The 21876-nt window shown below is 71.9% G+C and carries 24 protein-coding genes; 9 read left to right on the top strand and 15 right to left on the bottom strand.

All coding sequences use genetic code 11. From position 1 onward, the window contains the following. Nucleotides 1–32: 32 nt before the first annotated feature. Together ACH5AC_RS29780 and ACH5AC_RS29775 are read left to right on the top strand one after the other, a co-directional pair. Nucleotides 33–560, top strand: coding sequence for a GNAT family N-acetyltransferase (locus ACH5AC_RS29780; protein ID WP_398865298.1), 528 nt, complete (start codon nucleotides 33–35; stop codon nucleotides 558–560). Nucleotides 561–669: 109 nt separating this feature from the next. Continuing rightward, complete coding sequence (locus ACH5AC_RS29775; RefSeq protein WP_398865297.1) at nucleotides 670–984, top strand: PASTA domain-containing protein; 315 nt, start codon at nucleotides 670–672, stop codon at nucleotides 982–984. Between the two features lie 18 nt (nucleotides 985–1002). On the opposite strand, the gene ACH5AC_RS29770 is transcribed toward ACH5AC_RS29775, so the two are convergent. The 6 genes from ACH5AC_RS29770 to ACH5AC_RS29745 all read right to left on the bottom strand — a co-directional run bounded on the left by ACH5AC_RS29770 (nucleotide 1003) and on the right by ACH5AC_RS29745 (nucleotide 7370). Continuing rightward, a complete protein-coding gene (locus ACH5AC_RS29770; protein ID WP_398865296.1) occupies nucleotides 1003–1698 on the bottom strand; it encodes a demethylmenaquinone methyltransferase in 696 nt (231 codons plus the stop codon). 203 nt (nucleotides 1699–1901) lie between these two features. Continuing rightward, nucleotides 1902–2552, bottom strand: coding sequence for an imidazolonepropionase-like domain-containing protein (locus tag ACH5AC_RS29765; protein WP_398865295.1), 651 nt, complete (start codon nucleotides 2550–2552; stop codon nucleotides 1902–1904). Between the two features lie 7 nt (nucleotides 2553–2559). Next, a complete protein-coding gene (mqnC, locus tag ACH5AC_RS29760) occupies nucleotides 2560–3771 on the bottom strand; it encodes a cyclic dehypoxanthinyl futalosine synthase (protein WP_398865294.1) in 1212 nt (403 codons plus the stop codon). A gap of 129 nt (nucleotides 3772–3900) precedes the next feature. Next, nucleotides 3901–4692, bottom strand: a complete 792-nt coding sequence (locus tag ACH5AC_RS29755; RefSeq protein WP_398865293.1) for a prepilin peptidase — start codon at nucleotides 4690–4692, stop codon at nucleotides 3901–3903. A gap of 30 nt (nucleotides 4693–4722) precedes the next feature. Further along, nucleotides 4723–6477 (bottom strand): serine/threonine-protein kinase, encoded by a 1755-nt coding sequence (locus tag ACH5AC_RS29750; RefSeq protein WP_398865292.1) that lies wholly within the window; start codon nucleotides 6475–6477, stop codon nucleotides 4723–4725. Nucleotides 6478–6521: 44 nt separating this feature from the next. After that, nucleotides 6522–7370 (bottom strand): menaquinone biosynthetic enzyme MqnA/MqnD family protein, encoded by an 849-nt coding sequence (locus ACH5AC_RS29745; protein ID WP_398865290.1) that lies wholly within the window; start codon nucleotides 7368–7370, stop codon nucleotides 6522–6524. A 318-nt stretch (nucleotides 7371–7688) separates the two neighbouring features. Here ACH5AC_RS29745 and ACH5AC_RS29740 point away from each other — a divergent pair, with 318 nt between their 5' ends. Beyond that, a complete protein-coding gene (locus ACH5AC_RS29740) occupies nucleotides 7689–7892 on the top strand; it encodes a cold-shock protein (RefSeq protein WP_003992177.1) in 204 nt (67 codons plus the stop codon). A gap of 96 nt (nucleotides 7893–7988) precedes the next feature. Here the strand turns inward: ACH5AC_RS29740 and ACH5AC_RS29735 are convergent, their stop codons facing one another. Next, nucleotides 7989–8537 (bottom strand): helix-turn-helix domain-containing protein, encoded by a 549-nt coding sequence (locus ACH5AC_RS29735; protein WP_398865289.1) that lies wholly within the window; start codon nucleotides 8535–8537, stop codon nucleotides 7989–7991. A 75-nt stretch (nucleotides 8538–8612) separates the two neighbouring features. Here ACH5AC_RS29735 and ACH5AC_RS29730 point away from each other — a divergent pair, with 75 nt between their 5' ends. From ACH5AC_RS29730 to ACH5AC_RS29720, 3 genes are read left to right on the top strand one after another with little or no spacing between them, the layout of a single operon-like run. Beyond that, nucleotides 8613–9305 (top strand): AzlC family ABC transporter permease, encoded by a 693-nt coding sequence (locus tag ACH5AC_RS29730; protein ID WP_398865288.1) that lies wholly within the window; start codon nucleotides 8613–8615, stop codon nucleotides 9303–9305. Next, on the top strand, nucleotides 9302–9616 hold the full coding sequence (locus tag ACH5AC_RS29725; RefSeq protein WP_398865287.1) for an AzlD domain-containing protein: 315 nt from the start codon (nucleotides 9302–9304) through the stop codon (nucleotides 9614–9616). The genes ACH5AC_RS29730 and ACH5AC_RS29725 overlap by 4 nt, the downstream gene beginning before the upstream one ends. A gap of 50 nt (nucleotides 9617–9666) precedes the next feature. Continuing rightward, complete coding sequence (locus tag ACH5AC_RS29720) at nucleotides 9667–10311, top strand: class I SAM-dependent methyltransferase (RefSeq protein WP_398865286.1); 645 nt, start codon at nucleotides 9667–9669, stop codon at nucleotides 10309–10311. Nucleotides 10312–10320: 9 nt separating this feature from the next. Here the strand turns inward: ACH5AC_RS29720 and ACH5AC_RS29715 are convergent, their stop codons facing one another. Beyond that, nucleotides 10321–10863, bottom strand: a complete 543-nt coding sequence (locus tag ACH5AC_RS29715; RefSeq protein ID WP_398865285.1) for a DUF6817 domain-containing protein — start codon at nucleotides 10861–10863, stop codon at nucleotides 10321–10323. A 238-nt stretch (nucleotides 10864–11101) separates the two neighbouring features. Between ACH5AC_RS29715 and ACH5AC_RS29710 the strand changes: the two genes are divergently transcribed. Beyond that, complete coding sequence (locus tag ACH5AC_RS29710; RefSeq protein ID WP_398865284.1) at nucleotides 11102–12013, top strand: LysR family transcriptional regulator; 912 nt, start codon at nucleotides 11102–11104, stop codon at nucleotides 12011–12013. 52 nt (nucleotides 12014–12065) lie between these two features. Here ACH5AC_RS29710 and ACH5AC_RS29705 read toward each other — a convergent pair whose 3' ends face one another. Continuing rightward, entirely contained in the window at nucleotides 12066–13970 is a 1905-nt protein-coding gene (locus ACH5AC_RS29705; RefSeq protein ID WP_398865283.1) for an AMP-dependent synthetase/ligase, read from the bottom strand. A 302-nt stretch (nucleotides 13971–14272) separates the two neighbouring features. On the opposite strand from ACH5AC_RS29705, the gene ACH5AC_RS29700 reads away from it, so the two are divergent. Next, nucleotides 14273–15571, top strand: a complete 1299-nt coding sequence (locus ACH5AC_RS29700; protein WP_398865281.1) for a 3-oxoacyl-ACP reductase — start codon at nucleotides 14273–14275, stop codon at nucleotides 15569–15571. Further along, nucleotides 15571–16434, top strand: a complete 864-nt coding sequence (locus ACH5AC_RS29695) for a MaoC family dehydratase (RefSeq protein WP_398865280.1) — start codon at nucleotides 15571–15573, stop codon at nucleotides 16432–16434. Before ACH5AC_RS29700 ends, ACH5AC_RS29695 begins: the two co-directional genes overlap by 1 nt. Here the strand turns inward: ACH5AC_RS29695 and ACH5AC_RS29690 are convergent. From ACH5AC_RS29690 to ACH5AC_RS29665, 6 genes are all read right to left on the bottom strand, one after another. Further along, on the bottom strand, nucleotides 16421–17071 hold the full coding sequence (locus ACH5AC_RS29690) for a TetR/AcrR family transcriptional regulator (protein ID WP_398865279.1): 651 nt from the start codon (nucleotides 17069–17071) through the stop codon (nucleotides 16421–16423). The two genes, ACH5AC_RS29695 and ACH5AC_RS29690, sit on opposite strands and share 14 nt — an antisense overlap. A 56-nt stretch (nucleotides 17072–17127) precedes the next feature. Beyond that, the gene (locus tag ACH5AC_RS29685) at nucleotides 17128–18453 is read right to left on the bottom strand and encodes an SPFH domain-containing protein (protein WP_398865278.1); all 1326 of its coding nucleotides are present in this window, start codon (nucleotides 18451–18453) and stop codon (nucleotides 17128–17130) included. After that, nucleotides 18450–20096: an SPFH domain-containing protein gene (locus ACH5AC_RS29680; RefSeq protein WP_398865277.1), complete on the bottom strand. Its 1647-nt coding sequence runs from the start codon at nucleotides 20094–20096 to the stop codon at nucleotides 18450–18452. Before ACH5AC_RS29680 ends, ACH5AC_RS29685 begins: the two co-directional genes overlap by 4 nt. A 171-nt stretch (nucleotides 20097–20267) precedes the next feature. Next, nucleotides 20268–20567, bottom strand: coding sequence for a DUF4229 domain-containing protein (locus tag ACH5AC_RS29675; RefSeq protein WP_398865276.1), 300 nt, complete (start codon nucleotides 20565–20567; stop codon nucleotides 20268–20270). A 96-nt stretch (nucleotides 20568–20663) separates the two neighbouring features. Next, the gene (locus ACH5AC_RS29670; protein ID WP_398865275.1) at nucleotides 20664–21188 is read right to left on the bottom strand and encodes a GNAT family N-acetyltransferase; all 525 of its coding nucleotides are present in this window, start codon (nucleotides 21186–21188) and stop codon (nucleotides 20664–20666) included. Nucleotides 21189–21204: 16 nt separating this feature from the next. Then, a complete protein-coding gene (locus ACH5AC_RS29665; protein ID WP_398865274.1) occupies nucleotides 21205–21861 on the bottom strand; it encodes a UdgX family uracil-DNA binding protein in 657 nt (218 codons plus the stop codon). Nucleotides 21862–21876: the final 15 nt, after the last annotated feature.

The raw sequence follows: 21876 nt of genomic DNA, 5'->3' as shown, positions 1-21876 counted from the left end.
CAGAATTGATCACCCGGCTGAAGGGCTGCCCCGTGAACCGAGTTCTCCCCGAAGTACGGCTGCGTGTCCCCACCGACGAGGACGCGGTCGCGTGGCACCGGATCTTCGGCCACCCGGACGTCATGGAGTTCCACGGCGGCAAGCCGGCGGAACTGTCCGTCTACGAGGAGCTCACCGCCCGCCAGCGGCGGCACGACGCCCAACTCGGCTTCTGTCTGTGGACCATGCTCGACGAGTCCGGGCGGGTCATCGGGTTCACGGGTGCCCAGCCGTGGCCCCGGGACTGGGGGCCGACCGGCGAGATCGAGATCGGCTGGCGGCTCGCCCGGGAGCACTGGGGCAAGGGGTATGTCACGGCGGCCGCGCGGATGACGCTGGAGCGGCTGCGGGAGGCCGGCGTGCCAAGCGTGGTGGCGATGGTGGACGCGCGCAACGCCCGCTCCGTCGCGGTGACCCAGCGGCTGGGGATGCGGCTCGCCGAGGTGTACACCACGCCGGTCTCCCGGCGGGAGGGCCGCTGCTACCGGCTCGACCTGACAGGGCCCGATAACCCAGAGTAATTGACTGTTACAGAAAGACACCTGGCGCTTCCGGACGGCACCCCGGGCGGTTACCCTTCAGGTACCGCTGGGGGTGACATCTGTGCTCATACCACCCAAAACACCCGAAGTGCGCGTACCGAAACTCACCGGCCTGATGGCGATGGACGCGCGCGCGAAAGCCCAGGCCCACGGGGTGCTCCTGACCGCCCCCGACCGGCCCGACTTCCACCACACCGTCGTCGACTATGTCGTACGGCAATATCCACCACCCGGGGCCGAGGTGCCGCGCGGGGCGGTCGTCACCGTCTGGTTCGACTTCGGCGAGGGAGAGGGCGGCGGAGGCGCGGGCGTGCGTGAGCCGCGGGTGCCCAGGCCGGGCGGCGGCGGACTCCAGCGTGAGCTGGACCGGCCGGGGGACGCCTTCGAGGCGATCGCCGGCTGAAGGGGCCCGGGGAGGGCCTCAGCTCTCCTTGAAGCCCCGGTGCAGGGCCACGACCCCGCCCGTGAGGTTGCGCCACGCCACCTTCGACCAGCCGGCCTTCTTCAGGCGCTCGGCCAGGGCCGGCTGGTCGGGCCAGGCGCGGATGGACTCGGCGAGATAGACGTACGCCTCCGGGTTCGACGACACCGCGCGCGCGACCGGGGGCAGGGCGCGCATCAGGTACTCGGTGTAGACGGTGCGGAAGGGCGCCCAGGTCGGGTGTGAGAACTCGCAGATCACCACGCGCCCGCCGGGCCGGGTCACCCGGTGCATCTCCCGCAGCGCCGCGTCGAAGTCCTGCACGTTGCGCAGTCCGAAGGAGATGGTCACGGCGTCGAAGGTGTCGTCCTTGAACGGCAGCCTCGTGGCGTCCCCGGCCGTGAAGGGCAGCCAGGTGTGCTTGCGCTTGCCGACCTGGAGCATGCCCAGGGAGAAGTCGCAGGGGACGACGTACGCGCCCGTCTGCGCGAAGGGCAGTGAGGACGTCGCCGTGCCGGCGGCCAGGTCCAGGACCTTCTGCGCGGGGCGGGCGTCGACCGCCTTCGCGACCTCCTTGCGCCAGCGCCGGTCCTGTCCCAGGGACAGCACGTCGTTGGTCAGGTCGTACCGTTCCGCCACGTTGTCGAACATCGAGGCGACTTCGTGCGGCTGCTTGTCCAGGGATGCGCGGGTCACGGGGCCATTGTGGCAGTACGGGCTCACGCCGGGAGCCTCGCCCTCGGTCGAAACGGTGCCCGGCGCCGAGGACTGTGCCCACCCTCCCCCATTGCCTCAAGGGCATGGGAGGTGCCCCCATCGCCCTGCGGAACGACTGCCCACAGCCAGGCCGGCACGGCCGAGCGACCCACAGCCCCGCGGCCCGCGGCCGCCGAGCGGAGCTACCGGCGTCGGTGGACCAGGCGGCCGTCCAGTACCGTCGCCACGCAGCAGTCGGCGCCGTGGGCCAACAGCCCCGCCTCGTCCGGCGCGTCGAAGACGGCGAAGGTGGCGGGCAGGCCGGCGTGCGGCAGAAGCGGCCGCAGGGTCGCCTCCGCGAGCGCGGTCCGCCCGGCCAGCGGGTCGAGGGTCGGCGGACCGGGCGGGTCCTCGAACCGTTCCCCGGCCGTCAGCCCGGACCGGTGCACGGCGTCCAGCACCTCGGGCAGCCGCAGGTCCCCCGCCACGGCCACCGTGCCGCGCGCCAGCATCCGCTGCACCCCGCGCCGCGCGCTCGCTCCCCGGCGCACGTCGGTCAGGGCGAGCGCGGCGAGCGCCTCGCCGGTCAGCGGCTCGGTGCCGAGCTCGTCGGCCTCGCGGGGGTCGGGGTGGTAGGCGCGCTCCAGCAGCTCAGGGCCATACGGGTTGACCAGGCCCGGGGTCAGCAGGCCCGGCCAGCGTCGTACGCGCGCGCGTGGATGCGCGGCCGCCAGTTCCTCGTACGGACCGACGGCAGCGATCGCACGCCCGTCCACGAGCACCGCGCCACCCGGCACGGCCGGCCGCTCCGGATGGCCGGGAAGCAGCAGGTCGGCGGCGTGGATCGTCAGCAAGGCAGGCTCAGTTGGAAGCCAGGATCTTCAGCTCGGGGTGCGCGGTGCCGCCCTCGATCGCCGTGGACGAGATGTGGGACACGACCCGCTGGTCGACGGGGTCGTTCGCCGGGTCGTCGTGGACGACGAGGTGTTCGTACGTCGTGGAACGCTGGGCCGGCACCCGCCCCGCCGTACGGATCATGTCGATCATTTCCTGAAGATTGGAGCGGTGCCTGGCCCCGGCCGCCGAGACGACGTTCTCCTCCAGCATGACCGAGCCGAGGTCGTCCGCGCCGTAGTGCAGGGTCAGCTGGCCCGCGTCCTGGCCGGTGGTCAGCCAGGAGCCCTGGATGTGGGCCACGTTGTCGAGGAAGATCCGGGCGATCGCGATCATCCGCAGGTACTCGAAGATCGTGGCCTGCGTGCGGCCCTTGAGGTGGTTGTTCTGCGGCTGGTAGAGGTAGGGGATGAAGGCCCGGAAGCCACCGGTCCGGTCCTGCACGTCACGGATCATCCGCAGGTGCTCGATGCGCTCGGCGTTGGTCTCGCCCGTGCCCATCAGCATCGTCGAGGTCGACTCCACGCCCAGCCGGTGCGCGGTCTCCATGATCTCCAGCCAGCGCTCGCCGGACTCCTTCAGCGGGGCGATGGCCTTGCGCGGCCGCTCGGGCAGCAGTTCGGCGCCCGCGCCGGCGAAGGAGTCGAGACCGGCGGCGTGGATCCGCTGGATGGCCTCCTCGACCGACACCTTGGAGATCCGCGCCATGTGCTCGACCTCGCTCGCCCCCAGGCTGTGGATGACGAGCTGCGGGAACTCCTTCTTGATGGCGGCGAAGTGCTTCTCGTAGTACTCGACGCCGTAGTCCGGGTGGTGTCCGCCCTGGAACATGACCTGCGTACCGCCCAGTTCGACCGTCTCGGCGCAGCGCCGCAGGATGTCGTCCAGGTCGCGCGTCCAGCCCTTGTCGCTCTTCGGCGGTGCGTAGAAGGCGCAGAACTTGCAGGCCGTCACACACACGTTGGTGTAGTTGATGTTCCGCTCGATGATGTACGTCGCGATGTGCTCGGTCCCCGCGTACCGGCGGCGGCGTACGGCGTCGGCGGCGGCGCCCAGAGCGTGCAGGGGCGCGTCGCGGTAGAGGTCGAGCGCCTCCTCGGGAGTGATCCGCCCGCCCGCGGCGGCGCGGTCGAGGACGGCTGTGACATCAAAAGAGGTGAGGTCGGCCTTCTCGGTCACGGCGTCCCTTTCGCAAGGTTCGTAAGGGCTGATCAGGAAGTGAGCGCGAAGCGCCCGATTTAAGGGTGGTGGTGGGAGACGGGTGGGCGGACCGGGCCAGCCTACGCCAGCGCTCCCGCCGACCCGGCGTCAGGCCGCGTACGCCCCCGCCAGAAGTCCCACGAGCGCGCCCGCGAGCAGGAACGGCCCGAACGCGATCGCCGTCCCGCGCCCCGCCCTGCGCGCCAGCACGAGCACGCCCGCGTACAGCGCGCCGAGCAGGAACCCGGCGAAGGTGCCGAGCATCACCGACGCCCACCCGTACCAGCCGAGCGCCGCGCCCACCCCCAGCGACAGCTTCACATCGCCGAAGGCCAGTCCGGCCGGATTGATCAGGTGCAGCAGCAGATAGCCGCCGCCGAGTGCGAGCCCGCCCAGCAGCGATGTCGTCCACCGCCCCGCGTGCTCGGGCAGCACCGCCACCACACCCAGCAGGGCGGGCACGACGACCGCGAGCGGCAGCGTCAGCGGATCGGGCAACCGCTGAACCCGCAGATCCACGACGCCCAGCAGCACCCCGACCGGTGCGAGCAGCAACCACACGCCCAGCTCCGGCCGGATCCCGGTGGCGGCGGCGAGCGCGACGCAGACGAGGGCGGTGACGGTGGCGAGGCGGAGGACGGGGATGCCGTAGGAGTACGACGGTGAAGTGGCCGGCGCGTCCAGGCGACCGCCCTCGCACCGCCCGCACCGGGCCCGCCCCAGCCACCCCCGGACGGCATGCCCGGCCGGGCAGCTCGCCCGCCAGCCGGCGCCCTCGTCCGCCTCCTCCAGGGGGACCGAGAAGCGGTAGGCGGCGCGCGGCAGCAGGGAGCCGGCCAGTGCGCCCCACAGCGCGGCGAACGCGATGACCACGGCATCGCTCGGCGGCGTACTCACCATCTGCCCACCCCGTTTCCCCGCCCCCGCGTCCTACTCGTCCCCGAAGACCCGTGACATCCGCGCCACCGGGTTGCCCTCCGCCTTGCTGTCCGACGTGTACGTCAGGTCGTCGCCGGTCGGGGTGAGCCGGATGGTGTGCGGCTTCGGGTTGCAGCCGCTGTGGTTGGACTTCGCGCCGACCGATGTGGCGACGACCTCGGTCTCCGTCACCTGCTTCAGGGTCAGCACGTCCACGCAGACCGCGCCGATGATGTCGGTCTGGTGCAGTTCCCCCAGCTTCTCCCCTACACCGGCCTGTTGGACGGTCACCCGGAAGGTACCCATGGGAAGGGCACCGCCGAGCCCGCTGCCCTGTCCTTCCCAGGTGCCGATGTAGTGCGTCGGCAGAGTGCTGGGCCCCGGACTGGTACTGGGGCTCGCGCTCGGCGTCGCCGCATCGCCCGGCGAGGACGACGGAGCCGGGGAGTACGCCCCCGACGGACCGGCGTCCTCGTCGCTCTCCCCGCCCGGCAGCAGCTCGAACAGGAACGCCGAGCCCACCGTCACCGCCGCCAGCGCCCCGGCGACCGCCAACGCGACCGTGCAGCTCAACCGCCGCCCCCGCCCGCCCTCCCCGGCCCCCGCGCCGGCGGCCACGGTGACGGACACCTTGCCGGGCCTGCCCGGGGAAGGCGCGGTCGGAGGGTCGACCGGCGCGGGTACCGCGGCGGGTGCGGCGGTGTGTACGGCGCCGGGTACGACGGTGGGCACAGGCATCACGGGCGGCGGCCCGAACTCCCCGACGGCACCCGTCCGCTCCCCCTGCACCGCCACTTCGCTGAACCCGACGATCCCGGACCCGGCGCCCCCGGACCCGGTATCTCCGCCCGCCCCGTCGGACGCCCCCTCCAGATTGAGCAACTCCACGGCCGTACGCCCCAACCGCTCCACCAGCGGCCCCGGTAGCCACCCCGCCGCCACCAGCCGCGCCGCCCCCTCGGGAGCGAGCCGGCGGGCCACCTCCCCGGGGGTCGGCCGAGCGGCCGGCTCCTTCGCCAGGCACGCCTCGACGACCTCCCGGAGCACGCCCGCGCCCAGCTCCCCCAGCTCGGGCTCCTCATGGACGACCTTGTACAGCAGCGTCGCCGAGCTGTCCCCTCGGAAAGGGGGCTCGCCGGTCGCCGCGTACGCGAGCACCGCGCCCAGCGAGAAGACGTCGGCCGCTCCCGTGACGCCCTTGCCGAGGATCTGCTCGGGGGCCATGTAGCCCGGCGAGCCGACCGAGACGCCCGTCGACGTCAGCGAAGCCGTGCCGTCCGTGGCCCGGGCGATACCGAAGTCGATGAGCAGCGGGCCGTCGACGGTCAGCAGCACGTTCGACGGCTTCACGTCCCGGTGCACCAGCCCCAGCTCGTGCACCGCGGCGAGCGCCTCGGCCAGCCCCGCGCCCAGTACCCGTGCCGTGTGCCCGGGCAGTGCGCCGCCGCCGTCCGAGGTGACGGCCGCGGCGAGGGACGGGCCGGCCGCGTAGGCCGTGGCGACCCAGGGCACGGCGGCCTCCGGGTCCGCGTCCAGCACCGGCGCGGTCCACGCGCCGCCCACCCGGCGTGCCGCCTCCACCTCGCGGCGGAAGCGGGCGCGGAACTCCTCGTCGAGCGCGAAGTGCGGATGCACGATCTTCACGGCGACCGTACGGCCCCCGGCGCTGCGCCCGAGATAGACCCGGCCCATCCCGCCGGACCCGAGCCGTCCGAGCAGCCGGTAGGGCCCCACGACGGTGGGTTCGTCCGCACCGAGCGGCTGCATGCCCTCACCCCTCCCCCGGAGCACCCTCCTGTGTGAGAGGCAGGTTACGGCCGGAGCAGTTCCACCTTCACGTCCGCCGGGAAGCCGGTCGTCGGGCCGACGCGGCGGGCGAACTCGGCCACCGCCGCCAGCTGCGGCCCGCCGAAGCGGAAGTCCAGGGTGGTGAAGTACTGCTCCAGGACCTTCTCGTCGAACTCCTCCCAGCGCGCCGCCTGCTCGGCGACCTTGCCGACCTCCTCCAGGGAGAGGTTGCGGGAGGCGAGGAACGCCTCGTGGACCTGGCGGGTGATGACCGGCTCCCGCTCCAGGTAGTCCCGGCGCGCCGCCCACACCGCGAAGACGAAGGGCAGCCCGGTCCACTCCTTCCACAGCTGACCGAGGTCGTGCACGGCCAGCCCGAGGCGCGGGCCGTCGTGCAGATTGGCCCGCAGGGCCGCGTCACCGATCAGTACGGCGGCCTCGGCCTCCTGCATCATCAGGCTGAGGTCGGGCGGGCAGGTGTAGTAGTCCGGCCGTACGCCGAAGCGCTCGGCCAGCAGCAGCTGGGCCAGGCGGACCGAGGTGCGGGAGGTCGAGCCGAGGGCCACACGGGCGCCGTCCAGCCGGTCCAGCGGGACCTGGGTGACGATGACGCAGCTCATCACCGGTCCGTCGCAGCCGACCGCGATGTCGGGGAAGGCGACCAGCTGGTCCGCGTGGCGCAGGAACTCGACGAGCGTGACCGGCCCCACGTCGAGGTCTCCCTGCACCAGGCGCTCGCTGAGCTTCTCCGGGGTGTCCTTGGTCAGCTCGAAGTCGAGGAGCGTGCCGGTTCTCGCGAGCCCCCAGTACAGGGGCAGGCAGTTCAGGAACTGGATGTGGCCGACGCGCGGCCGGGTGCGAGAATTGTCCACATCGCGAGACTAGACCCCATCGGGTACGCTGCCGTCCCCGACCCCACCCCGACCCGATCCCGGGCCGATCCGCCGTCCGGGTCAACCATCATCCGGATGTTCAAACATCCGGGTGAAGTGATCTTGACCTCTATTGCTTTCGGCTGCCCGCGTGCTAGGCTCGCCGCAAGTTGCAGTTTGGTTTCCCTTGCAGTACAGAGCCTGCGGAGCATGTAACCGCGGGCTCTCGTCGTTTTCAGACATATGCAGTTGTGCGGCACCGTTTCACACTTGCAGGTTCTGGAGCAGGGCAACCCTTTGTGAGCCCAAGGAGGGCTTATGGCTACCGGAACCGTGAAGTGGTTCAACGCCGAAAAGGGCTTTGGCTTCATCGCCCAGGAGGGCGGCGGCCCCGACGTCTTCGTTCACTACTCCGCGATCAACGCCTCGGGTTTCCGTTCTCTCGAAGAGAACCAGCAGGTGAGCTTCGACGTGACCCAGGGCCCGAAGGGCCCGCAGGCGGAGAACGTCACCCCGGTCTGATCGCCACCAGTGGCATCGTGATCGCAGTCTGAGAGCAGTACCCAAGGAGCCCCGCGCCACATGGCGACGGGGCTCCTGCCTTTCAGTCGTTCCGCTTCAGACGTGTTGCATCACCAGCACGAATGTCGTCCCGGGCGCCAGCGCCTCGTAGAAATGCGGCAGGTCTCCGCGATACGTCACATAATCCCCAGGATTCAGCTCCACGCCTTCTCCCAGCGGCCCCGCCTTCACCTTCCCGGTGCTGACGATCAGATGCTCGACCGATCCCGGAATATGCGGTGCCGACTCGCGGGCCGCGCCCGGTTCGGCGCGCACGTGGTAGATGTCCCGGCGCACGCCCGGTGGGCTCGCCGACAGCAGCGTGCCGACGTAGTTCGCGTGCTCCGAGGCGACCGACGGCCCCTGGCCCGCCCGGATCACCTGCACGGACTGCGACGGCGGCTCCACCAGCACGCTGAAGGGCACACCAAGGGCCACCGCCAGCGCCCAGACGGTCTCGATACTCGGGTTCCCGTTCCCCGCCTCCAGCTGCGACAGCGTGGACTTGGCGATACCTGCTCGTTTGGCCAGTTCGGACAGGGAGAGCCCGGCGCGGGCGCGCTCCCGGCGCAAGGAGGCTGCGATCCAGCCGAGGGGTTCAGTCATGTTCGTCGTCGTTCACTCCATCGGTATGATCGTTCGACTTGACGAACGATCCTCATTCTGTTCATTGTAGGAAACATGCGTTCGCCACAACGAACAGACTCGTCCCCTGCCCGGGGCCCCCTCGTCCGCGACAGTGCCCTCGTGTGGATGGCGAGCGGTGTCGTCGGTGTGTCCTTCGGCGCGATATCCGTCGCCGGCGGGCTGCCCGTCTGGGTGCCGGTCGTGATGTCCCTCGTCGTCTACGCGGGATCCGCCCAGTTCAGCGCGGTCGGCATCCTGATCTCCGGCGGCGGCCCGGTCGCCGCCACCGCCACCGGCCTGCTCCTCAACACCCGCACGGCCGCCTTCAGCCTCGCCGTCGCCGAGATCCTCGGCCGCGGCCGCGCCGCCCGCTTCCTCGGGGCGCACCTGGTGACCGACGAGACGGTCGCCTTCGCCCTGGCCCAGTCCGACCCCGGGCGCCGCCGGGCCGCCTTCTGGATCTCCGGCCTCGGCCTGTACGCGGTGTGGAACATCGGCGTCCTCGTCGGCGCCGTCCTGGGCACCGCCCTGGGCGACACCGCGACCTACGGCCTCGACGCCGCCTTCCCCGCCGTGCTCGCCGCGCTCGTCCTGCCCGCACTGCGGGAGAACGCCCGCATCCGGCGCGCTGCGGCGCTGGGCGCGGTGGTCGCACTGGCGGTGACGCCCGCGGTCCCGGCCGGGGTACCGGTACTGCTGGCGCTGACCGGGCTCCTCGCATACGGCCGTAAGGGCGCCGCCGTATGAGCGCCACGGTCGCGGTGATCCTGGCCCTGGCCGTCGGGACGTACGCCTTCCGGCTGGTGGGACCGGCGCTGCACGGTCGCGTCGAGCTACCCACGCGCGTGCAGGAACTGCTCTCCGCCGGTGCCGTGCTTCTCCTGGTCGCCCTGCTCGTCACCGGCGCGGCGACCGAGGGTGACGGCTTCGGGGGCTGGGCGCGGCTCATCGGCGTGCTCGCGGCCTGCGCGCTGGCGTGGCGCCGGGTGCCGTTCCCGGTGGTGGTGCTGGTGGCTGCGGGAGTGACGGCGGGGCTCCGGGCGGCGGGAGTGGCCTGAGCCGTACGGCGTCGGTCGGAGTGTCAGTGGGCGCCGTTAGCGTCGTACCCATGGCCACCCCCGACTTCCTCACCGCCACCCGCGCCTTCTACGACGCCATCGCCGACGACTACGCCGAGCACTTCCGTGACCTGTTCACACGCTTCCCGATGGACCGGGCCCTGTTCGGCCTCTTCGCCGAACTCGTCGGGCCCGGCGGCAAGGTGGCCGACCTCGGGTGCGGCCCCGGCTGGGTGACCGCGCGTCTGCACGACCTCGGACTGGACGTGTTCGGGGTGGACCTCTCGGCCGGCATGATCGCCGTGGCCCGTCGGGAGAACCCCGGGCTGCGGTTCGAGCAGGGCTCGATGCAGGACCTGGGCCTTCCCGACGGCTCACTGAACGGGGTGGTGTCCTGGTACTCCTCCATCCACACGCCGGTCACCGAAATGCCCGCGCTCCTCGAGGAGTTCCACCGCCTCCTCTCCCCCGGCGGCCACCTCCTCCTCGCCTTCCAGGTGGGCGACGAACCCCTCCACCTCGATCGGCCCTGGGACCACCCCGTCGCCCTGGACTTCCAGCGCCGCCGCCCGGAGGCGATCGCCGAGCTGCTCGACGGGGCCGGTTTCGCCCTGCACTCCCGTACGGTCCGCGAGGCCGATCCGGAGCTGGGCGAGAAAGTCCCCCAGGCGTATCTGATCGCCCGCAGACCATGAGCGGTGCGGTCAGGCGAGGGTGATGCGGCAGTCGGCCCAGGCCGCGTCGCTCAGCAAGGGCCGCAGCCGGGTGAACAGTTCGAAGAGGTGGGGGCCCCAGCGCTCACGGAAGGCGGGGTCCTGGTCGGCGAGGTCAAGCTCGTTGGCGGCGGTGAGTTCGGCGAAGTCGCGGAGCAACCGGGGGTCGGCGGCGTGCGGTCGGCCGGTGAATCGGTCGTGGAGCGGCGCACCGGGCTCGGCCAGCGTCGGGTAGGTGGCGCTCCGTTCGCAGGCGGCGTAGCGGTACACGATCTCCTCGGCCTCCGCGCCGATCAACGCCGCCAGGTCGGTACGGCGGTCCAGCGGAAGCAGGGACCCGGCGAAACCGTCGGTGCCGTACGCGGCATGGCAGAGCCCGGCGAGCCGGAGGGCGGGTCGGGCGTCCCAGGCGGCGAGGCGGGCCTGGACCCGGCTGAGATGGGCGAGGAGCGTGCCACCGGGGTGGGGCAGGTCCCCGGCTCCCGACTCCTCCAGGAAGCGGACGGCTTGGAGGAGGACGGCTTGCTCCGTCACGCGCAGTCCTCTGGTCTCATACATGAGTCCCATCCATGAGTCCCGTCCATGAGTCCCATCCATGACGAGCGTGTCGGTGTGTGCGGGTCGGCACCCGCCCCTCCTCCGCGCCGGTCCGGAGCTCGGCGGGAGCGGGAGCGGGTTGCCGCCCTGGGCCCAGTGGAGATCTTCATCCAGGGCGCTGCGCCCAGTCAATCCTAAGGAATAGTGCATGGACCCAAGTGCTAGCTTGGGTCTCATGACCCTGGACGATCTGCGCGTGTTCGTGGCCGTGTGCCGGGCCGGAAGCCTGAGCGCGGTGGCCCGCGAACTGGGCTGTACGCAGTCGGCGGTCAGCCAGCACGTGAAGCGACTGGAACGGGAGACGGGCGTCGCCCTGCTGGAGCGTCAGCCCAGAGGGGTCGCACCGACCCAGGCCGGCCGTCTGCTGGAGACGGCGGCGGCGGAGGGCATCGCCGGACTCGACCTCGCCGTACGGCAGTTGCGGGACCTGGTGGACGGCGAGTGCGGCTACGTCCGCGTCGCGACCGGCGCGACGACCGTCCGCCACTTCATGTCGGACGCGCTGGTCGCGTACCGCCGCAGCCATCCCAAGGTCAACCTGGAGTTCCGCACGGTCAGTTCGGGCCGGGGCAGTTTCGACGCCCTTGCCGACGGCACACTCGACCTGGCGTGGATCACGCTGGGCCCGCCGGTGCGGGGCATCGAGCAGCGGCCAGTGGTGGAGCTGCCCTGGGTCCTCGCGGTCCGCGCGGACGATCCCATGGCCGACCACGTGTCCGTGGACCCCGCCGATCTGACCGACGTCCGCCTCATCCGCCTCCCGCCCAACTCCGCCTCCGCCGCCCATCTGGAGTCCGCCTGCGTCGAGTCGGGCGTCCGCTTCTCCTACGACACGAGCGTCGCCGACTGGGACACGGCCCTGCTGCTGGCCGAGCTGGGAGCGGGCCGCGCCGTCATCCCGGCCCTCCCCGGGCTGCCGGTGCCCGGGGAGGGCGAGCTGCGCCTGATCCCGGTGCGGGGGCTGCGCCCGCTGCCTGTCGGCTGGGCTGTTCGCCGCTGGGACGCGCTGAGCCCGCCGGCACGGGCGTTCGCGGACATGGTGGTGCGGTGGCGGCGGAGTGGGTGGAGGGGTGAGGCTGGGGGCTGAGGCCCGGGGTACGCCACCAAGTGACCGCAGGGGCCGCCCCTCCTTCAGTCCTTCAGTGCCCGTACAGCCCCTCCACCGTCTCCGTGAAGTCGCGCAGGATCTGCTCCCGGCGCAGCTTCATGGAGGGGGTCAGGTGGCCGGCCGCCTCGGTGAAGTCCCGGGGCAGGATCGCGAAGCGGCGGATGGACTCCGGGCGGGAGACGAGTTTGTTGGCCTCGTCGACGGCACGTTGGAGGACGGCTTCCAGTTCCGCGTCGTCGATGAGGAGGTCAACGGGGACGGGGTGTCTGCCGTTCATCTGGCGCCAGTGGTTGAGGCCGTCGGGGTCGAGGGTGAGGAGGGCGGAGACGTAGGGGCGGCCGTCGCCCAGGACCATGGCCTGGGAGATCAGGGGATGGGAGCGGAGCCAGTTCTCCAGGGGTGCCGGGGCCACGCTCTTGCCGCCCGCCGTGATGATCATCTCCTTCTTGCGGCCGGTGATGGACAGATAGCCCTCGTCGTCCAGGGCGCCCAGGTCGCCGGTCGGCAGCCAGCCGTCGGGGGCGGCCGGGACCACTCCGCCGGCCGCCGGGTCCCAGTAGCCGCGCAGGACGTGCTCGCCGGCGATCAGGATCTCGCCGTCCGCCGCTATGCGGACGCGGGTGCCGGGGAGCGGCCAGCCGACCGTGCCCAGGCGGGGTTTCAGGGGCGGGGTGACCGTGGCGGCGCCGGTGGTCTCCGTGAGGCCGTAGCCCTCGTAGATCTCGATGCCCGCGCCCGCGTAGAAGGCGGCGAGGCGGCGGCCGAGCGGGGAGCCGCCGCAGATCGCGTGGCGGACGCGGCCGCCCATGGCGTTGCGGATACGGCGGTAGACCAGGGGGTCGTAGAAGGCGCGGGCCGTGCGGAGGGCGGCGCCGGGGCCGGGACCGCCGCCGGTCTTGTGGGCCTCGACGGCCTCGCCGTAGCGCCGCGCCACCGCCACGGCGCGGTCGAAGGACGACAGTCTGCCGCCCGACTCCGCGCGTGCGCGGGCCGTGTTGAAGACCTTCTCCAGCATGTACGGGATGGCCAGCAGACACGTCGGCCGGAAGGCGGCCAGGTCCGGCAGCAGGTCCTCCGACTTCAGGCTCGGGGCGTGGCCCAGCCGTACCCGGGCGCGGATGCAGGCGATGGCGACCATGCGGCCGAAGACGTGCGAGAGGGGGAGGAAGAGGAGGACCGACAGGTCGTCCCCGTCGCGCCCGTCCGACTTGAAGACCGGGTAGAGGAGTTCGATCGCGTTGTCGACCTCCGCGAAGAAGTTGCCGTGGGTGAGCGCGCAGCCCTTCGGGCGGCCCGTCGTGCCGGAGGTGTAGATGAGCGTGGCGAGGGTGTCCGGGCCCAGCACGCCACGCCGTACGGCCACTTCGGCGTCCGCGACCCGCGCCGCGCCCAGCTCCGCCAGGCGCTCCACGTGCCCCTTCTCCATCACCCACACGTGCCGCAGGTCCGGGAGCCGGTCCCGTTCCGGGCCCAGGGCCGACGCCTGTCCGACCGTCTCCGTGACCAGGGCGACGGCACCGGAGTCCTGGAGGATCCAGCGGGTCTGGAAGACGGAGGAGGTCGGGTAGACGGGCACGGTGACCAGGCCGGCCGCCCAGGCGGCGAAGTCGAGCAGGGTCCACTCGTAGGTGGTGCGGGCCATGATCGCGATGCGGTCGCCGGGTGCCAGGCCCTCCGCGATCAGGCCCTTCGCGACCGCGAGGACCTGGGCCGCGAAGTGTTCCGCCGTGACGTCCGTCCAGCGGCCGTCCGGCCACTTGCGGCTGAGGACCACCGCGTCCGGTGCGGCGGAGGCGTTCTCGAAGGGCAGGTCGGCGAGCGAGCCGTGGGTCACCGGCTGGGCGAGGGGCGGTACGGCCGCCTCGCGTACGACGCCGTCGAGTCGCCGTGTCTCGGGGGCCGCCGGGGCGGCTGGGGCGGGGTATGCGGTGGACACGGGCGGCTCCCTGGGCGTGCAGCGGCGTGCAGCGGCAAGAACTGCTTGCTGCATACGTACGTGCCTCGCGCTGCGAGGTTTCACCGCCGACGCCCCGAAGGAGGGGTTACCGGCGGTTAGGTGGGGATCGTACGACCCTGAGCTGTGGGGCGTGTGTGGGTTCGGGGATGGTCCCGAGCCAGGGCTGTGCAATCTTGCGGGTTATGTGAGTGACCCTCAGGTCCGACGACGGGGCAGGTCTGCAGCCGTTACCTCGGGTAACCTTACTTCGCAGTCAGCAACCGAGTGGGGAGACGACGTCCATGGCCGACCGCTATCTGACCTTCACCGGCACCGCACCCGGCCGCTTCCTCACCCGCCGCCTCGGCCTGCCGCAGCCCGCCCCGTTGAAGCGCTGGGCGCCGCAGCGGCACACCGGGGAGGTCCTCCACCTCACCGCCGGCAAGTCGGACCTCGACCTCGCCGGACCGCCCCTCGCCGCACTGCCCCGCACCACGGCCTCCGACCACCCCTACGCCGTACTCCTCGACGCCACCGGCGTACGGGACGTCGAGACGCTCGCCGAGGTGCACGCCGCCCTGCACCCCGTCGTACGGTCGGTCGCCCCGAGCGGCCGGGTCGTCCTGCTCGGCGCGCCCCTCGACCCCGCCGACCATCACCAGGCGGCGGCCCAGCAGGCCCTGGAGGGCTTCACGCGCTCGCTCGCCAAGGAGATCGGGCGGGGCAGGACGGTCAATCTCGTACGGCTGACCGACGCGGCCTGCGCCGAGTCGACCCTCCGCTTCCTCCTCTCCCCCAAGTCGGCCTACGTCAGCGGCCAGGTGATCCAGGTAGGGGCCCGCCCCGTCGACGCGCCGGCCGATCCGGAGCGGCCCCTCGCCGGCCGTACCGCCCTGATCACCGGTGGCGGGCGCGGCATCGGCGAGGCGGTCGCCGAGACGCTGGTCAGGGACGGCGCGCGGGTCGTCGTACTCGACGTACCGCAGGCCGAGGACGACGCGCGGCGGGTCGCCGAGCGGCTCGGCGGCACCGCCCTCACCCTCGACATCACCGTCCCCGACGCGGGCGAGCGCATCGCGGCCGCGCTGCCCGACGGGCTGGACGTCCTGATCCACAACGCCGGGATCACCCGGGACCGCCGCCTGGTCAACATGCCCGCCGAGCGCTGGAGTTCGGTGCTCGACGTCAATCTCGCGAGCGTGCTGCGCACGACGGACACGCTGCTGGCGGGCGGGACCCTGCGGCGGGGCGGCCGGATCGTCGCCACCGCGTCCATCGCGGGGCTCGCGGGCAACGCCGGGCAGACGAACTACGCCGCGAGCAAGGCGGGCGTCGTCGGACTGGTGCGCTCCCTCGCCCCGCGCGCCCTCGCCGAGCACGGCGTGACGGTCAACGCGGTTGCGCCCGGGTTCATCGAGACGCGGATGACCGCCGCGATCCCGTTCCTCATCCGGGAGGCGGGCCGCCGGATGAACTCCCTCGCGCAGGGCGGACTGCCGGTCGATGTCGCCGAGACGACCGCCTGGCTGGCCGATCCGGGGTCCGGGTCCGTCAACGGCCAGGTCGTACGCGTATGCGGCCAGAGCCTGCTGGGGGCGTGATGTCCGTCGTCCTCACCCGTGCTCCTTCCCTTCCGCCCCTGCTCGCCCGGGGCGCCCTCCTGTCACCCTTCAAACGCCCCGGCCCCGACGCGGAGTTCCCGCGCACCCGGCTCGTCCTGCCCGGCCTGCGCGTCGACCTCGCCCGGCTCGCCGCGTACGAAAGGGTGTGCGGCTTCGCCACCGGCGAGGACGCGCTGCCGGTCACCTATCCGCACGTCCTCGGCTTCCCGCTGGCCATGCGGCTGATGAGCGGCCGGGACTTCCCGCTGCCGCTGCTCGGGCTGGTACACACGTCGATCGACATCAGGCGGTACGGCGATCCCACGGCCGCCCAGGCGTACGAACTCACCGTGGGTGTCGACGGTTTGGCGCCGCACCGGCGCGGCACCGAGGCGACGGTGACGACCGAGGTGCGGGGCGAGGGCGGGGACGTCGTCTGGGAGTCCCGGAGCACGTATCTGGCACGCCACCGCACCGAGCACCGGGGAGAGGCCCGCGCCGAGCACACGCAGGAGGCCCGCACCGAGCCGGAGTCACCGCTCCCCGTGCTCGACGAGTGGCGCCTCGCCGGGGACGTCGGGCGGCGCTACGGTGCCGCCTCCGGTGACCGCAACCCGATCCACCTGCACCCGCTCACCGCCCGCCTCTTCGGCTTCCCCCGCGCCATCGCGCACGGCATGTGGACGGTCGCCCGCTGCCTCGCCGCCCACGGCACCCCACCGGCCGCGCACGTCCGCGCCGAGTTCCGGGCGCCGGTACTGCTGCCGGGCACGGTGGTGTACGCGGCGGACGGATCGGGTCGGTTCGAGCTGCGCGGGAAGGCGGGGCGAGCGCATGTACGGGGACGGGTCAGCCACCTGTAGCCGGCGGCGACCACGGCCGGCCCTCCATGAGGTTGCCCAGGCCCGCCCACGCGAAGTTCATCAGGGTGGCCGCCGCCTGCCGTCCCGTGACGCCCTCGGAGGCGTTGGCCCAGGTGGCGAGGGACTCGGCGGCACCGACCAGGGCCTCGGCGAGCCCGGCGACCTCCCCCTCGGGCAGGTCGGGGTCGCGGTGGGCCTCGCGGGCGGCGACCGCGATCAGCCGGGTCACGAACGCGACGATCTCCTCCCGCATCACGGCGACCTCGGCGGCGAACGTCTCGCCGTGCGTACGGGCCTGGAGATGCAGCACCGACCAGGCGTCCGGGTGCCGCGCGGTGTGCGCGAAGAACGCCCGCAGCCCGTCCCAGAGTTGGCGGTCGGCGGGCACGTCGGTGCGGACACCGGAGCGCACCGCCTCGACGAGCGCGCCCGCCTCACGCCGGATGCAGGCGGTGAACAGGTCTTCCTTGGAATTCAGGTACAGATACACCAACGGCTTGGACACGCCCGCCAGTTCGGCGATCTCGTCCATCGAGGCGGCCATGTACCCGCGCTGGCCGAAGATCTGTACGGCGGCGTCCAGCATCTGCTGCTCACGGACCGCACGCGGCATCCGTTTGGTCTTCACGGCACCCATGCGTTCAGCGTACGGGCCGGGAGGGAGGTTCCCACCCGGCCCGTGATGCCACTGGCTTATTCCTCGCCGCTTGCGTCGTCCTCATGACGCAGCACCTGGTGGTCAGCCGCCGGCAGGGCCGTGAGGCGGGGCAGGAGCTGGGCGGTGAGCAGGGTGGACAGGGCGGAGGTGTCCGCGCCCGTGCCGTCGGTGCGGACGACCACCGGCTGCGGGGCCCTGCCCGCGAGCCGGGCGCCCACCTCCAGCCGCCGGCGGGCGAGTTCGTACTGCAGGACGGCGCGATTGTCGCGGTACGCCTTGGCGAGGGCGCGCTGGGCGCGGGCCTCGTTCTCGGCGGCGATCAGGCCGCTGCGGCCCCGCGTCTCGATCTCGAACCGCACCCGCTGGGCGTTGGTCTCCTGCTGCTCCAGCAGCTGGGCGACCTCTTCGCGGGCCCGGTTCAGCGCGGCCCTGACCTCGACGATGCGGGCGTCGCGGACCTTCTTGGCGCGCTCGATGTCCATGCCGAGCTGGTCGATGCGGCGCTTGCGGATCAGGCCCCACTCCTGCTCGTACGCCTCCCGCTCCTTGGCGACGCGCTCCCGTGTGGCCAGGTGCTGCTGGTACTGGGCCGGCAGCTGCACGTCCGGGATGTTGGAGCCGGTGATGCGCACGCCGTAGCCGGACAGCTGGCGGTTGAGCAGCTCCTGCATGTCGGCGACGTCCGAGCCGCGCAGGTCGTAGGCGCGCTCGGTGCGCATCTTGCGGGCCCGCTGCCGGATCGCGTCCTGGACGGCGCTGGACAGGACGAGGTCGAAGTTGCCCGCGCCGATGGTGCGGACGAACAGCACGGCGTCGGTGATGCGGAACTTCAGGAAGAACTCGATGGAGCGCAGCGGAACGTTTTCTTGGGTGGGGCAGGCCATGACCGGCGCCGAGTACGGGATCTCGGTGGCCGTGTCGACGACGAAGTCGACCCGGGACCAGGGGTGCCACAGGTAGTGGCGGCCGGCGTCCAGGGTGCGGGTGACGGCGCCGTAGCGCGTCAGGACGCCGTTCGTGCCCTGCTCGATCTCCACGATCGAGGAGCGCCACCACCACAGCCCGCCGATCAGCAGCAGCACCACACCGCTGACGTAGGAGAGGGTGGCGAGGGCGCCGTAGGCGAGGTCACCGGCGGCCGAGTCGGAGTCCGACTCCGCCAGCGACAGCATCACGCCCATCAGCAGGGCGTATACGCCGAGCCACAGCGGCAGCATCCACCACAGGCGGCGCCGGTGGCGCGGGATGATGACGGGGATCAGGGTGTCGGCCTCGCCGCCGCGCAGCAGTCGCGCGATGTCGCTCCAGGGCGCGACGGCCTCGGAGATGACCGACCGGCGGTTCATACGGGCGGTGCTCACTGGTCGGCCTCCTCGGACACGTCGGTTGCTTCGGCGGTGTCGGGCACGTTCGGCACGGTGGGCCGATCGGCCGCCAGCAGCGCGCCGATCTCCGCCTCACGCGAGGCGATCCGCTCGGACACCTCCGCGAGACGCGCCCGTACGGCGGCCATGTCGGCGTCGGTGAACAGTTCCGTGCCGCGCTCGCCGACCAGTTCGCGGGCCAGCTCCAGGAAGTCGATGCCGGCGCCGCCGTCACCGTCCGCCGCGCCGATGCGCACCAGGCGGGGCAGATGGTCGGCGACCTCCTCCAGGGTGTCCAGGACCTGCTGCTGGTAGCGGTATTCGAGGATCTCCGGCGCCTCGGCCGCGGTCACCGCGCGAATGTCGAGGGCCTGCGCCTCCAGGAGCGCCGCGTTGGCCTTGGCCTCCGACTCGGCCTGTACGTAGCGCTGCCGGGCGAGCGCCTCGGCGCGGTTGGTCTCCCGCTCCACGGCGGTGTCCATCTGCGCCTGGTACTGGGCGATGTCGGCCTGGATCGCGGACAGCGTCTCCTGGCTGGAGGCGAGCTCACGGGTGAGGTCGCCCTCGTCCTGCTCCTTGCGCAGCTGGAGCGCGTACTCGTGGGTGTACGCCTCCTTGGCCACCCGCACCATCTCGGGCGCCGCCAGGTCCATGCGGTAGCGCTGGTCGGAGGGCTCGGCGTGGGTGATGTTGGCGTTGGTCAGCTCGACGGCCGGCCGGAACTGCTGGTTGAGCTGCTCAAGCAGCCGCCCGGTGTCCTCACCGACCATGTCGTAGATCCCGGCGGCCTCCTGCTCGTAGATGAGGCTGCGGATGGTCTCGCTGACGGCGTTGCTCAGCTTCTCCTCGAAGCCGCGCACGGCGCCCAGCGTGTAGACGAACTCGGTCGGGTCGCTGATGCGGAACTGGATGAACAGGTCGATCGACGCCTTCACGCCGCCCTTGGTCGGGGCCTCACGCACCGGCGCGTTGAACGGGTACTCGCGGGTGGTGTTGACGATGTACGACACCCGCTTCCAGGGGCTGAGCAGCACGACCCGGCCCGGGCCGACGACCTTCTCCAGCTTGCCGAAGCGGGTGATCATCGCCTGGCAGCCGTCCGGCACCATGACCATGCCCTGCCGCCACCACACGAAGGCGACCGCGAGCACCGCGATGATCCAGTAGTGCACGCCGAAGAGCGGGTTGGTCAGGACGTCACCACCGGCCGCCCCGACGATCGACGCGCCGGCCACGCCGAGCACCGGCAGCATCAGCACCGGCAGCATGGACAGGAAGGAGCGGCCCTTCGGGATCACCATCGGGCAGATGGCGTGCACCGGTTCGCCGGTCTCACGCAGCTGCTCGCTTCTGCCGAGCGCCTCCCCGGCCTCGTCCAGCGGCACGGTCTTCTGCCGCATGACGGTGGCGATGGAGCCACCCTGTTCCCGGGCGGCGGGGAAGTCGGCGGGGTCGATGCCCTGCTCCTCCACCTCGTACTCGTCGCCGCCCCGGGTGTCCGCGGCGCCCTGCGCGCCCGCGCCGCGCGTCCCCCGTCCGACCTGGCGCCGCAGTTCCTCCTGGGCCGCCGCCCGAGGATCGGTTCCGGACGCCACGGCCTCGGCGACGCGCCGTAGGCTCTGTGCCCGCGCTCGTGCCACGGTTCCCCCTTGCTGTACGGATGTCGGTGCTACCGGATATCGGTCTCACCGGTGTGGATTCGGCCATTCCACACCGTGGATCCGCACAAGGGTAAGGGCCGCGCCTGGACAGTTACCGGCCGGTGTCACTGCCGGGACGCGGAAGAAATCCGTGCGGCGATATACGGGGTGCTACGACGCCTGACCCTGGGCACGCGCCGCGTCGTCGGCCACGTCCTCCTGGCTGCGGTTGGCGTCCAGGTCGGCCTTGACCCTGTCCATCTTCCGCACGATCTGCGCGGAGGCCCGGTCCCGCTCCTTGCGCAGCGCCACGAAGCTGACGGGCGCCGAGATCACCAGCGACAGCAGCAGCACCCACATGCCGTTGGAGGAGCCGAGGCCGCGCGGCGCGACACCGGAGTAGACGAGGCCCCAGACGACCACGAAGCAGCCCATGAAGATCCCGAGGCGCATCAGCGTGTAGCGGAGCATCTCAACCCAGTCTTCCGATTCCAGTCCACAAGGCCACTGCAGTCCAAAAGGCCACTGCCCAGTGAAGCACGCCGGGGCACCGATCTTGCACGGGGGTCAGCCGAGCGGCAGCAGCATGATCACGTCGTCCCGGTCGTCGCCCGGCGCGACCCGGATGGCGGCCGGGATCCGGCCCACTTCCTTGTAGCCGCAGGAGCCGTAGAACCGCTCCAGGCCGACCCCGCCCCTGCAGGTGAGCCGGATCGCCTCGATGCCGTCGAAGGTGCGCCCCGCGTCCTCGGCGGCGGCCAGCAGATCACGGCCGTAGCCCTTGCCCTGGTGACGCGGGTGCACCATGACCGTGTACAGCCACGCCCAGTGGGTCATCAGCCGGTGGGTGTTGAAGTGGAAGAAGCCGGTCGCGGCGACCTGCCCGGCCTCGTCGTGCCCGACCAGCAGCCGGGCCCTGCCCTCGGCCATCGCCACCAGGTGCTGCACCAGCGCCGGCCGGATCGCCTCCCGAGTCACCGGCGGCACGAAACCGACGGCTCCACCGGCGTTGGACACGTCCGTCCACAGATCGAGGATGCCGTCGCGCAGTTCGGGAGTGACGGCGGGGTCCAGAGTGAAAGTAAGGGACACCCAAGCATCGTACGCATTACGACAGCAGGCGTGCCGCGACTTTCAGATCGCCGACCAGCCCCTGGTAGGCACGCTCCCGGTCCTCGTCCTGCGCCCTCAGTACCGACGACGGATGCACGGTCGGCACCAGCCGCTCCGGGCGCCCGTGGATCTCCTCCTCCAGGACCGTCCCGCGCACCTGGGTGACCCTGAAGGAGGACCCCAGCAGCGCCTTGCCCGCCGTGGCCCCCAGGATCACGATCAGCTCCGGCTCCACCACGGCCAGCTCGGCGGCGAGCCACGGCCCGCACGCCGTCATCTCCCGCAGCGTGGGCGCCTTGTGAATACGCCGCTTACGGGGCTCGGCCTGCGTGAACTTGAAGTGCTTGACGGCATTGGTGACATACGTGTCGTCCGGCTCGATCCCGGCTTCCTCCAGCGCCCGCCCCAGCACCCGCCCGGCCGGCCCCACGAACGGCTTCCCCTGCCGGTCCTCCTGATCCCCGGGCTGCTCCCCGACGAGCATCACGCGCGCGTGGGGATTCCCGGCGCCGAAGACGGTCTGGGTGGCGTTCAGGTGCAGGGGGCAGCCACGGCAGCCGGCAGCGGCCCGCCGCAGCGCGGGCAGCCCCCCGCGCTCAGGAACGAAGGGTTCGGCGGTGTAGGCGTCTTCCGGGGCCGTGGTACTTGGCATGCGCCACGAGTACCC

Source organism: Streptomyces sp. NPDC018693 (assembly GCF_044391385.1).
Classification (GTDB): Bacteria; Actinomycetota; Actinomycetes; order Streptomycetales; family Streptomycetaceae; genus Streptomyces.
Note: the sequence above shows the minus strand (reverse complement) of the source record. Positions and strands in the feature narration are given on the sequence as shown.